11 protein-coding genes are annotated in these 12,679 nt (G+C 55.2%); 5 read left to right on the top strand and 6 right to left on the bottom strand.

The genetic code is table 11. The features are described 5' to 3' along the window. The first annotated feature begins 16 nt into the window (after positions 1 to 16). From ELY33_RS12200 to ELY33_RS12180, 5 genes are read left to right on the top strand one after another with little or no spacing between them, the layout of a single operon-like run. A complete protein-coding gene (locus ELY33_RS12200; RefSeq protein WP_126948188.1) occupies positions 17 to 562 on the top strand; it encodes a TRAP transporter small permease in 546 nt (181 codons plus the stop codon). Then, positions 559 to 1,833: a TRAP transporter large permease gene (locus tag ELY33_RS12195; protein WP_126948187.1), complete on the top strand. Its 1,275-nt coding sequence runs from the start codon at positions 559 to 561 to the stop codon at positions 1,831 to 1,833. Before ELY33_RS12200 ends, ELY33_RS12195 begins: the two co-directional genes overlap by 4 nt. Before the next feature lie 18 nt (positions 1,834 to 1,851). Further along, a complete protein-coding gene (locus tag ELY33_RS12190; RefSeq protein ID WP_126948186.1) occupies positions 1,852 to 2,886 on the top strand; it encodes a histone deacetylase family protein in 1,035 nt (344 codons plus the stop codon). After that, complete coding sequence (locus tag ELY33_RS12185) at positions 2,887 to 3,993, top strand: class II histone deacetylase (RefSeq protein WP_126948185.1); 1,107 nt, start codon at positions 2,887 to 2,889, stop codon at positions 3,991 to 3,993. Beyond that, complete coding sequence (locus ELY33_RS12180) at positions 3,990 to 4,946, top strand: branched-chain amino acid transaminase (protein ID WP_126948184.1); 957 nt, start codon at positions 3,990 to 3,992, stop codon at positions 4,944 to 4,946. The genes ELY33_RS12185 and ELY33_RS12180 overlap by 4 nt, the downstream gene beginning before the upstream one ends. 57 nt (positions 4,947 to 5,003) lie before the next feature. On the opposite strand, the gene ELY33_RS12175 is transcribed toward ELY33_RS12180, so the two are convergent. From ELY33_RS12175 to ELY33_RS12150, 6 genes are all read right to left on the bottom strand, one after another. Beyond that, positions 5,004 to 6,113, bottom strand: a complete 1,110-nt coding sequence (locus ELY33_RS12175; RefSeq protein ID WP_126948183.1) for a pyridoxal phosphate-dependent aminotransferase — start codon at positions 6,111 to 6,113, stop codon at positions 5,004 to 5,006. A gap of 41 nt (positions 6,114 to 6,154) precedes the next feature. Then, a complete protein-coding gene (locus ELY33_RS12170; RefSeq protein WP_126948182.1) occupies positions 6,155 to 7,537 on the bottom strand; it encodes an FAD-binding oxidoreductase in 1,383 nt (460 codons plus the stop codon). 34 nt (positions 7,538 to 7,571) lie between these two features. Continuing rightward, positions 7,572 to 9,227 (bottom strand): ABC transporter ATP-binding protein, encoded by a 1,656-nt coding sequence (locus ELY33_RS12165; protein ID WP_126948181.1) that lies wholly within the window; start codon positions 9,225 to 9,227, stop codon positions 7,572 to 7,574. 9 nt (positions 9,228 to 9,236) lie between these two features. After that, complete coding sequence (locus ELY33_RS12160) at positions 9,237 to 10,070, bottom strand: ABC transporter permease (RefSeq protein WP_126948180.1); 834 nt, start codon at positions 10,068 to 10,070, stop codon at positions 9,237 to 9,239. Further along, positions 10,067 to 11,044 (bottom strand): ABC transporter permease, encoded by a 978-nt coding sequence (locus ELY33_RS12155; protein WP_126948179.1) that lies wholly within the window; start codon positions 11,042 to 11,044, stop codon positions 10,067 to 10,069. Before ELY33_RS12155 ends, ELY33_RS12160 begins: the two co-directional genes overlap by 4 nt. 63 nt (positions 11,045 to 11,107) lie before the next feature. Next, positions 11,108 to 12,664, bottom strand: a complete 1,557-nt coding sequence (locus ELY33_RS12150) for an ABC transporter substrate-binding protein (RefSeq protein WP_126948178.1) — start codon at positions 12,662 to 12,664, stop codon at positions 11,108 to 11,110. Positions 12,665 to 12,679: the final 15 nt, after the last annotated feature.

The raw sequence follows: 12,679 nt of genomic DNA, 5'->3' as shown, positions 1-12,679 counted from the left end.
AGCGCGAGGAATCACGATGAGCGTTTTACACTCGTTACGCCGCCTAAGCGATCAGATCAATCAGGTGGCGATTGTGCTCTGCGTTGGCTGTATCTTATCGATGCTGGGTATTTCTTTTACCGCGTTTCTCTACAAACTGGTTACCGGCAGCACGTTAAGCTGGACCTATTCGCTGGCCCGGCTTTTTTTGCCATGGATAGGCTTTCTTTCGATGACCATTTCACTGCGCTATGGCGAGCATGTGGCGATGACGCTGCTAGTGCGCAGTCTGCCGAAAATATTAGTAAAAGCAGCAGCGGTGATGTGTCTAGCAATCATGGGGCTGTTTGCGCTGATGCTTACTTGGTACGGCTGGGGCTATTTCACCAACGCGACGCAAGTCTACATGGTGTCAGACCAGATCCGTATTCCTAGCAAAGTGACCGCCATTGTGGTTCCCATTAGCGGCCTGATTATGTTGCTGCACTTGGTTCATGGATTTGCACTGCTTGAGCACTTCATTAGCGGGCATGAGGTGATCGATGAGCTTCTTGAAACCACGGAAGGGGAGACCCGCTCATGACACCGGCAATTGTGGTATTTGTGCTGTTACTATTTATTGGTGCGCCGGTGGCCATCGTCATGGCAATGTCCGGGTTGGCAGGCGGTTTTGCCTTAGGCGGCGAACGCATGCTGGGCATTATTGCCGACCGAATGTTTTCAGGGGTTTCAGGCTTTTTGCTGATTGCCGTGCCCTACTTTATTTTTACCGCCGAGCTGATGAACCAGGGCGGGCTAACGCACAAGCTGATTGCGTTTAATAATTCGTTGTTTGGTCGTGTTCGGGGTGCTCTTTCCCACGTCAATATTTCGGTATCGGTGTTTTTTGCCGGGTTAACCGGCGCGGCGGTTACCGACACCGTGGCGATCGGCAAAATCATGATTCCCGAAATGAAAAAGCAGGGCTACGACGCTGAATATGCGGCAGCGGTAACCGCGTGTTCATCGATTATTGGGCCAATTATTCCCCCCAGTGTGGTGATGGTGGTCTATGCAACGCTGCTGCGCGATATCTCGGTCATTGATTTATTCGCAGGCGGCATTATTCCTGGGTTGCTCATGGCGCTGGCGCTGCTCTGCGTGAGTTTTTTCCTAGCCTGGAAGCGGGGCTATCCCAAACAAGCGCCAACACCGCTTAAAGTAGCGCTGATGTCGTTTGTTGTTGCGCTGCCTGCCATGGTGGTGCCGCTGATTATCTTGGGCGGTATTTTGTCGGGCTTAACCACCATTACCGAAGCCTCTGGGTTTGCGGCAGTGTATGCCATCGTGATTGGCGTGGTGTTTTACCGGAATCTGACGTGGCGAAAAATTTGGGATGCGCTGGTGGTGACAGTGCGTTTTTCAGGCGTCGTGTTTTTCTTACTTGCCACCTCGGCGGTATTGGGTTGGTTTGTAACGCGCTCAGGGATTGCCAGAGACGCCGCTGGGCTGATTACCACGTTCAGCGATGCCGCTTTTTTGCAGCTAATGATGGTGTGCTTGCTACTGCTGGTGATTGGTACCGTAATGGATGTGCTACCTGCGCTAGTAGTGGTAGCGCCTGTGCTTGTGCCCGCCATGATTCAGCTTGGTTTTGACCCGTTGCACTTCGCCATTTTGATGATTGTCGTGCTTAACGTCTCTAATGTGACGCCCCCTGTGGGGATGACGCTGATGACCGCCGCCCGAATAGCCGAAGTGCCCTATGAACGGGCAATTGTGGCATCACTGCCATTTTATGTGGCGTTTATTGGCGTTATTGTGCTGTTAGCGGCGTTTCCAGCGCTCTCTACCTGGGTTCCTTCACTACTTTAAAAAGGCAGATTGCGACACATGAAGTGCTTTTACCATCCTGACCAGGATTACCATGCGCCCCCCACCTTTCTGCTGCGCGGCCAGCCGGCTCCTTCACCAGAAGGGCCGGTACGTGCCGAGCTGCTTAGCAAGGGGCTGACGGCGGCTGGTTTGAGCCTGACCGCGCCTAGTGAAACCGACTCGCCGATGCTGCGTAAACGTCTTGAACAGATTCATACGCCGCGCTATTTACGTTTTTTGGAAACGATTTATGAGCGTTGGCAGACGCTGCCTAACGCAGCGGCACTGGTGGCGCCTAACGTTCACCCTTGCGGCGGTGCGCGCCACTATCCGGAGCACCCGATTGGTCAAGCGGGGTGGCACTTGCACGATATGGCTTGCCCGATAAGTGGCACTAGCTTTCAGGGGGCGCTGGCCTCGGCGTCTAGCGCCGTGGCCGCGACTGAGGAAGTAATGAGCGGGGCGTCACGGGCTTATGCCCTGTGTCGACCACCTGGGCATCACGCGGGGCCGGATAACGCGGGCGGGTTCTGTTTGCTGAATAACGCTGCCTTGGCTGCCAGCGTGCTGCGCGAAAAATTTGCCAACGTAGCGATCATTGACGTGGACCTTCATCACGGTAACGGCACTCAGGATATTTTCTACTCCCGGGGTGATGTATGGACCGGTTCGGTACACGTTGACCCGAGTGTTTTTTACCCCTTCTTCTGGGGTGGCGATGACGAAACGGGTAGCGAAGAGGGCGAAGGCGCCAACGTCAATCTGCCGCTGCCACTGGGTAGTGATGGAGACGCCTATCTTGCTGCCGTGGCCGCGCTGATTGAGCAGCTCAACCGTTATCAGCCCGAGGCGGTCGTGGTGTCTTTGGGGCTGGATGTTCACAAGGATGATCCGCTGGCTGGGTTCAGTGTGGAAACGGAAACCTTTGTGGCGCTGGGCGAGCAGCTAAGTGCGTTATCGCAGCCCACCGTGGTAATTCAGGAAGGCGGTTATCCGACCGAGCATCTAAGCGCCAACCTTGCTGCCTTTATGCGCGGCTATCAGAGAGGCTGAATGAGCAACACAGGATTTTACTGGCACGAACGCTGCTTTTGGCACGACCAGGGGGCGATTGGTGTTTTCTCCGCGCCTGGTGAATTTCTGCAGCCGCAGCCAGCGTCGGAAAGCCCAGAAAGTAAACGGCGGTTGAAAAACCTTCTTGAGGTCAGTGGCCTGATAGATGAACTGAGGGTGGTTAAACCGCCCGCCGTTACTCAAGAAGATCTGCTGCGCTTTCACACCCCTCGTTACTTGCAAATGCTTGCGGAAGCCGATGCGCGTGGCGGCGGCAATGGCGGTGACTGTGCGCCCTTCACCCCTGGCAGTTGGGCTGCCGCACGACACTCAGCAGGGCTTGCTGTCGCTGCGGTTGAGGACGTGGTGTTAGGGCATGTAAATAACGCTTATGCGCTTTGTCGCCCGCCGGGGCATCACGCCGAGGCGGATCAGGGCCGCGGTTTCTGTTTGCTGGCTAATATCCCGGTTGCTGTGATGCGTGCCCGGGCGTTGGGGCAAGTGAAGCGGGTGGCGATTCTTGATTGGGATGTGCATCACGGTAATAGCCAACAGTCGGCGTTCTATGCCGAGTCTGAGGTATTCACCATCTCAGTTCACCAAGCTGCTAACTATCCCCTCGACACCGGTAGTTTTGAAGAACAGGGAGAAGGCGAAGGGCTTGGCGCGAATCTCAACCTACCATTGCCGCCGGGCTGTGGCCTGGGCGCTTATCGCTATGCGATGGAGTCGCTGGTGTTACCAGCGCTGGAAGCCTTTAACCCAGACGTAATTGTAGTGGCCTGTGGCTATGATGCCTGTGCAAAAGATCCGCTGGGCAAGATGCTGCTCAACAGTGCTGCGTTTGCTGACATGACCGCACAGCTAAAAGCACTTGCTACACGTTGCTGCCAGGGAAAACTGGTCTTTGTGCATGAAGGCGGCTACTCAGAAGGCTATGTGCCGTTATGCGGGCATGGCGTTATTCAGACCTTGGCGGATAGCACCATTCGGGTTCCCGACCCGCAAAACGAAGAAATTGCTTCCTGGGGATACCAAGCCTTACAACCGCACCAGCAAGCGCTTATCGACGGCTGGCGCCAACAGTGGGAGCAACGCACGCAATGACACCGCTTTATGATCGTGATGGTTGGATTTGGCAGGATGGCGAATGGTTAGTCTGGCGTGAGGCCAAGGTTCATGTATTTACCCATACGCTGCACTACGGAATGGGCTGCTTTGAAGGTGTACGCGCCTATGAAGGGGAGCAGGGGACGGCGCTGTTTCGAGTTGCTGAGCATACCCGCCGCTTAGCCGAGAGCGCTCACTCCTTAGATATTCCGATTGATTTCAGTGAAGAGGCGCTCATCGAGGCACAGCAGGCGTGCCTGCTTAAAAATCAGCTGACTAACGCCTATCTCAAGCCAACGGTTTTTCTTGGTGCGGAAGGTCTTGGCCTACGAGCCAAGGGGCTAAGCACCCATGTGATGATTGCTGCCTGGGATCTTGGGCCGTATTTGTCGCCGCAGGCAACCCGCTGTGGGTTACGTGCGCTAACGTCTTCTTGGGCGCGCCATCATGTTAATATCAGCCTGTGCCGTGCCAAGACCAGCGGCCATTATGTGAACTCGATGCTGGCGCTGAATACCGCTGTGAAAGCAGGGTTTGATGAAACCATCATGCTTGATCCGGAAGGTTATGTGGCTGAAGCATCCGCTGCCAATGTTTTCTTATTGCGAGACGGCGTGCTGCACACCCCAGAAGTGACTTCCTGCCTGCAGGGTATCACCCGCGACAGCGTGATTCAGTTGGCCCGCGAGGCCCTAGGCATTGAAGTGCGCGAGCGACGCATCACTCGCGATGAGTTATATACCGCCGATGAAGCGTTCTTAACCGGTACTGCGGCAGAAATCCTGCCTCTGCGTGAGCTGGATGGCCGCCGCATTGGGGTAAGAGCGGGCGCGCCAGCTGTTGATGCGCCGATTCCTGATGACAGCGTGACGGCGCGTTTGCAGCGCTTGTATCGCCAAGCAGTGCGAGGCGAGCTGGCTGCGTTCAAACACTGGTTAACGCCCGTCTAGGTTCTTTGTTCGCTATTAGCCAGTGCTTGAATAATGCCTGACTGCCTCTACTGGCTGTCAGGCATTCTCTTTAATGGCCTGCTCAAGAATCGCCAGCTGCCCTGGTTCCAGGGCGTCCGCGACGGCGGTAATGCGTAATACATGGCCAAGCGCCGGGTGTGCGGGGCGAGCGATTAATCTGCCGGCTTCCAAGAGTTCGCGGTTCACGCGCTCGGCCAGTTCGGCACTGGGTAAGCGAATACCGATAAAGTTGGTAGCGCTAGGCAGTACGTCGGCGCCCAGTGCTTGGAAATGAGCGGCTAACTGTTCCCGTCGCGCTTTCACTTGCGCAATGTGTTGGTGTACTTCGTCTGGGTGATCGAGCACCACTTCTGCAGCAGCCTGGGTGAAAGTAGAGACCGCGTAGTGAATACGTACCTTCATCATTAATGCGAGCACGTCAGGGTCAGCAATTGCATAGCCAATGCGCAAGCCTGCTAAACCGTGGGCTTTTGACAGCGTGCGCAGGCGAATAACACCAGGCAGTGCTTTGGCGGCGAACTCACTGTTGGCGTCATCACGAAAATCGCCATAGGCCTCATCCAGCAGTAGCCAGCAGGTGTCTGGCAGTGCATCACGTAGCTTGAGAATGTCACTGTCGCTATGCAGATGGCCGCTGGGGTTATCCGGATTGGCTAAATAAACCAGCTGGGCATTTTCCTGGTGCGCGGCCGCTGCTAACGCTTCTAGGTCAGGGGCAAGCAAGCCTGGGGCTTCAACGTAGCTAGGTTCCACTAAGTGGCAACCCTGGCCTTTCGCAAAGTAACCAAAGGTGGGGTAAGTGCCTGCTGTGCTAACAACTGTGTCGCCCGCTGTGCAGGTGGTGCGCAGTGCTAAGGCAATCAGGCTGTCGGCACCGGCATCGACCAGTATGTGATCAAGCGGAATACCCTGCTGAGCGCTTAGCCGCTGGCGCACGCCGAGGGCCTCCGCATCACCGTAGCAATAAACATGTTCGGCAACGGCGTCGCCAAAATGCTCGCGCAGCGCACGGTGGGGCATGTCCAACCCTTCATTAGAGCCCAATCGATGAGGGATCTCGCGGCCAATGCGGCGCTCCAATACTTTAATTCCAGGAAACGGATTAAGGGGGCCTTCACCGTTAAGATGATCGGGATAGGAGGGCATATTGGTGTCCTAGAAAATCAAATAAAATAGTGAAAAGTTTGTTAGCTCAAAATTTTACCGCGGTTAAGCAGCTGGTGCGGGTCAAACGCCTGCTTCAGTGTGTGCATTAATTCGATTTCCGCCTCAGAGCGGCAGGTGCTTAGCCAGGGACGCTTTTCCAAACCAATGCCATGCTCTGCTGAAACAGAGCCGCCTAGCGCTGTAAGGGGCGCGTAAACCAGCGCTTCTACCGCGTGGCGCTCTTCAGGCGCGCTGCTGCCTACGCTAACGGAAATATGCAGGTTGCCGTCGCCAAGATGGCCAAATACCACCAGGCGCCCGTCTGGCCAGCGCTGAATCAGCTGCTTTTCTAACGCATCGGTATAGCGCTGCATATCGGCAATGGGCAGGCTGACATCAAAGGTAAAGATGGGCGCAAGCCCTTTGATGAGTCCTTCAATATCTTCACGTATCGCCCAGAGACCCTCGCGTTGAGCGCTTGACTGGGCAATCACCGCATCGACAATCAATTCTTGTTCCAATGCCTTTTCAAGCGCTTCTCGGAACTGAACTGCATGGTGAGTTTCATCACTGCCCAGCGACTCGATAATCACATAAAAAGGGTGTTCTGGTGGAATAGGAGGCGTGTGCCTAGCCAGTGTTTCGGTGAGCAGGCGGTAGTGGTTTTGCCACATCACTTCAAAAGCACCCAGGCCACCCCCGAGCGCTTTACCCATGTAGCTCAACAGCCCGGTTAGCGCATCAAACGAGTGGCAAGCAACCAGCGCCGTTTGCTCGCTGGGTGTCGGCGGTTGAAGCCGCAGAACGGCGCGGGTAACAATCCCCAGGGTGCCTTCACTGCCAATAAATAGCTGCTTTAAATCAAACCCTGCATTGTTTTTCAGCATCCGGTTCATGGAACTGACAACACGCCCGTCGGCCATCACTGCTTCAAGCCCGAGTACTTGCTGGCGCATCATGCCGTAGCGAATGACTCGGACACCGCCAGCATTGGTCGCGATATTACCGCCAATCGTACAGCTTCCACGGGCACCAAGATCCAACGGAAACTGCATTCCTACCTCATTAGCGGCTTCCTGCACTCGCTGAAGTGGCACGCCTGCTTGTACCGTTATCGTGCCGCCCACATGGTCAATCTCTTCGATAGCGGTCATGCGCTCTAGAGAAATCACTAGCTCTTCTGGACTAGCGTCAGCGCCATGGACTAACCCGGTTAAGCCACCGTGGGTAACCACTGGCTGCTTAACCGCGTGGCATGCCTGCATAACAGCCGCTAATTGTTCGGTGTCTGCCGGGCGCACAATCGCTCCCGCTTGGCAGGGCGCTCCGGTCATCCAGTCAACGCGGCGGCTTGTAACATCATCGCCCGTCAGCACGTGGGCTGAACCAACAAGTGCGCGCAGCGCCTCCAGGGTTATCTGCATGTGTGTTCCTTAATAAAGAGGTTAACGCTTGTCATTAGGCGGTAGCGGCCACCGGCGCTTGACGGCCGGGAATCGCATCAAGAAGCGACTGGGTATAGGCCTCTTTCGGGTGAAGGAATATTTGCTCAGCGCTGCCTTGCTCAACAATACGTCCATGCTGCATCACCACAATTCGGTCGCAAATTTGCGCCGCTACCCGCAGATCGTGGGTAATAAATAGCAGTGACAGCGAAAGCCGCTGTTTCAGTTCTTCAAGCAGCTCTAGTACCTGGGCTTGAATAGACACATCCAGGGCTGAGACCGCTTCATCCGCCACAATCAGTTCAGGGTTTAGCGCCAATGCACGGGCAATACCAATTCGCTGACGTTGTCCGCCGGAAAATTCATGGGGGAAGCGTTCCACGGCGCTTGCGCCAAGGCCGACTAGATCAAGCAGTTCTCCCGCCTGTTTCAGTGCAGCGGCTTTGGGTGTGCCATTGGCCATAGGCCCTTGAGCAATAGCCATGCCCACCCGAGTCCGCGGGTTGAGCGAGGCGTAGGGGTCCTGAAAAATCATCTGAACGCGATGGCGTTCGCGTCGCAAAGCATCGCCTTTAAGCTGTGAAAGATTAACACCATCCAGCAATAGCTCGCCGCTGTCCGGGTGCTCAAGGCGCACTACACAACGACCAAGGGTAGATTTTCCTGACCCTGACTCGCCAACAATGCCCATGGTTTCGCCACGCGCCAATGTCAGCGAAATATCATCCAGCGCGCGGACTTCCCGAGCCGACTTAAACCAGCCCCCGCGTGAACGAAAAACTTTATTAAGCTGTTTGATCTCTAGCAGCGGCGCGACTTGGCTTGTCTCGCGGTGGGGCGGCACGGCATTGCTGGGAATGGCAGCAATCAGCGCTTTTGTGTAAGGGTTTTGTGGATTTTCCAACACGTCTTTTGCTTCGCCGATTTCGACAATCTTGCCATGGCGCATGACACAAACACGGTTGGCAACTTCAGCGACAACGCCAAAATCATGGGTGATAAACATCACGGCCATACCACGACGGCGCTGCAGGTCGCGAATAAGCTCGAGGATCTGCGCCTGGGTAGTCACATCTAGCGCCGTGGTGGGCTCGTCGGCAATTAGCAGCACGGGCTCCAGGGCCAATGCCATGGCGATCATCACCCGCTGACGCTGGCCGCCGGACAGCTCAAAAGGGTAAGCGCTGATGGCCTTTTCTGGCTGAGGGATACCGACTTCAATCAATAGCTCCAAGGCACGTTCTTGACGTTGTTTTGGAGTTAACTGGCCATGCGCCTCAAACACCTCCGCGATTTGTGCCCCCACTCGCATTAACGGGTTTAGCGCGGTCATGGGTTCTTGGAAGATCATGCCGATTTTAAGACCGCGCAGGGCGCGATGCTGCTTCTCGGGTAACGTGATGACGTTTTGCCCTAGAAAGTTAACCTCACCTTGAACGGGATGTACCCCTTTGGGTAGCAGGCCCATCACGGTATTGGCGGCCATCGATTTGCCCGAGCCGGATTCCCCGACCACGCACATGATTTCGCCGCGATTAACGTCGTAGCTAACGTCTTCCACCGCCAGGGCACGGTCGGCCCCCTTGGGCAGCGCCACGCTCAAGTCGCGTATACTAAGGACTGTTTCAGCAGATGAATGCTCTGTTGCAGAATCGGTAGTGACAGGCATAAGGGGCTCCTAGCGCTCGCGGGACAGTTTGGGATTCAATGCGTCGTCTAGCCCTTCGCCCACGAGATTAAGCGCGAGGACGGTTAGCAGAATCGCCACACCAGGAAAGAAGCTCAGCCACCACGCTTGGCGAATAACCGTACGCGCTGCGCCAATCATATAGCCCCAGGACATTACGTTGGGGTCGCCTAAGCCTAAAAACGATAGCGCCGATTCCAGCAAAATAGCGGTAGCCACCATCAGCGAGGCCAGCACAATAATTGGCGACAGCGTGTTAGGCAAAATTTGACGCAAGATAATGGTGCTGTTGGTTTGGCCGACTAAGCGAGCCGCTTCAACGTATTCACGGTGGCGCAGTGACATAAACTCTGCCCGGACCAAACGCGCTACGGGCGGCCAACTGACCAGCGCAATCGCTAGCACAATCGACGTGATGCTAGGTTGCATAATTGCCACCAGCACAATCGCCAGGGCAAAGTTAGGAATGGTTTGAAAAAACTCGGTAAAGCGCATCAAGAAGTCGTCAACCAGCCCTCCGTAGTACCCGGCAATCGCCCCCAGCGGCACACCAATTAATAGGGCGACGCTGGTGGATACCAAGCCAATCAGCAGCGATACCCAGGCGCCATGCATTAACCCTGCGGCCACGTTGCGTCCCATGGTGTCGGTGCCGAGCAGGAAGCCTTCCTGAGAAAGCGGCGGCAAAAAAGGCCGCTGGACCATGCGCCAGGGGGACTCAGGAAATAGCAACGGCGCAAGAATCGCCATCACAATAATCAGCAGTAGAATAATCAGCCCTATCAGGGCACCACGGTTTTGCGCGAAGCGTGCGAAAAAGCTCATGAGGCCCCCTTGATACGTGGATCAGCCAAGCGATAAACCAAGTCGGTAAAAATATTGAAGACAATTACCAAGGCCGCCGAGAAGAAGAAAATACCCAGCAGCAGGTTGTAGTCACGCTGTTGAAGCGCTTCAAACATCAGTCGCCCAATACCTGGCCAGGCAAACACGGTTTCCGTCAAAATAGCGCCACCGACCATCTGCCCAGCCTGCAGGCCTGCCAGGGTGATAATCGGCAGTAAGGCATTGCGCAGAATATGCCGACGCTGAATAACGCTAGGTTTTAGCCCTTTCGCACGGGCGGTTTTGACGAAGTCCTGCTGCGCCGCATCCAGCATTGAGGTGCGCGTCATGCGGGTGTAAATCGCCATAAAAAACAGTGCCAACGTCGTGGCAGGCAGTATCAAGTGCTGGGCGATATCCAACACAAGCGCAAAGCCAGTGTACCCCGCGCCAACGGTGTAAAGGCCGTAGGCGGGCAGCCAGCCGAGGTAAACGGAAAACACCAACACGGACATCAGCGCTACCCAAAACAAGGGCGTGGCATAGAACACCAGCGCAAGCGCCATAATCAGTGAACCAGAGGGTTTTTTAACCCGAGCCGCCGCCATTGAGCCTGCGACAATGCCGAGTACCAACGAGAGTACAAAGGCTGTGCCCGTTAGTAGCAGTGTGGCGGGCAAGCGATCCATGATCAGATCAAATACAGGTACACCGAGTCGGTAAGAGTAACCAAAATCGAGCATGACAATCCCCGACACGTAGCGCCAAAGCTGCACATACATCGGTTGGTCTAGGCCAAACCGTTCGCGCAACTGGTTAATAAATTCTTGGTCAGCAGCGCCCGCTTCACCGGCTAAAATTGCCGCGGGGTCGCCGGGGGCCATCTGGATAAGAAAGAAGTTAAAAATAACGATCAAAAGCAATACGATAACGGCTTTGAGAAGCCGCATTAAAATCAAGCGAGCGTAAACCATAGAGACCTTCCTAGCGCAGCGTTAGCACCCAGGCAGCTTGCGCCACCTGGGCGTGGCTTTGGGTTAGCGTTCTAACCAAGCATCTTTGAAGCCATCGTTGACACCCACACCGGAGGTCACTAGGTCTTGCACGTTACAGCGGTAAAGGGTGGGAAAGCCCAGCTCCATCAACCAGCCGACGGGCACGTCTTCATGCAGAATTTCCTGCACTTCATGATATAGCGCTTCCCGCTTTTCATCAGGGAAAGCCGTGGCAGCAGCGTTAAACAGTTCGTCAACACGTTCGTTTTCGTAGCCTTCCACATTGTTCCAGGGTGAACCCTTAGCAATGTTATCGGATAGGTAAGTGCGCGAAATGCCCAATGCCGGGTCGCCGTACTGGAACAGATAGGTGAAGGCGAGATCGTAATCCCAGTCGCCAAGGCGCTGGTTCCATCCGCCCACGTCGCTTGCTTGGGTTTCTACATTAATACCTACTTCACGCAGGTTTTGTTGAACGGCTTCAGCCCAGCGGGTCCATGTTTCGCCGTAAGGAAGCGGCAGAATAGTTATCTCTTCGCCGTCGTAATCCATTTCAGCCAACAGCTCACGAGCGCGGTCTGGATTGTAATCGTAAGGTTCTAAATCGTCATTTTGGAAGCGGGCGTTGGAGCCAAAAGCTGAGAGCGGCACATTGCCTAAACCATTCCACAGCACATCTTTGGCAAATTCGCGATCCATGGCATACATCACCGCTTGGCGGAAGCGCTTGTCGGCGGTGGGGCCTTCACGGTTGTTCATCCACAGCATGGCGAAGGGGCTAAAGTATTCGTGGCCTTCTTCTGTCATGCAGACGTTATCCATGGCGGATAAGCGCGGTATATCGAAGTTCTCAACGGTGCCGCTTGGCAGCACATCAATGGTGCCATTTTCGAAAGCGACTGCGCGGGAGCCACCGTCGGGAATAATGTGCCAGTTTACGCCGTCCAGATAGGGAAGCCCGTCTTCGTAGTAGTCGTCGTTTTTAACCAGTTCGATAACGGTGCCGCGTTCCCAGTTGGCGAACTTGAAGGGGCCTGTGCCAATCGGGTGGTCGTTGTGTTCATTGTTGCGGAAGTCGGTGCCCGCATACAGATGCTCAGGCACCATGGTGAAGGTGCCTGCCTCAAAAGAGATCAAGAACGGGCCGAAAGGCTTGTTTAAGGTAAACACAACGGTGTAATCATCCGTTGCCTCGATGTTTTCCACATGTTGTAAAACGGCCCGCGCACTGGGGTTCAGCTCGCGGTGGAAAACATCGGCAGAAAATACCACGTCGTCAGCGGTGAAGGGTTCGCCGTCGTGCCACGTCACGTCTTCACGTAAATGAAAGGTATAGGTGCGGCCATCGTCGCTAACTTCCCATGATTTAGCCAACTGCGGCATTGGTTCAAGGTCAGTGGTGTAGCGCAGCAGCCCCTCATAGATATTACCTGCCACGGTGCGTGTCGGTGCGTTTTGCACCATGCCCAGCACTAAGCCTGGCGGTTCTGGTTGAACAATGGTGTTAACGGTGCCGCCCGATTGTGGGTCGCCTGCCAGGGCGGCCGACGAAAAAGCGAATGCTGCAGCGGAAATTGCTAAAGCCAGTGGTGTCTTCATGTTTCCTGCTCCTCG

Origin of the sequence: Vreelandella andesensis, from assembly GCF_003989795.1 — a bacterium.
Taxonomy (GTDB): Bacteria; Pseudomonadota; Gammaproteobacteria; order Pseudomonadales; family Halomonadaceae; genus Vreelandella; species Vreelandella andesensis.
This window is presented reverse-complemented; position numbering and strand designations above follow the sequence as displayed.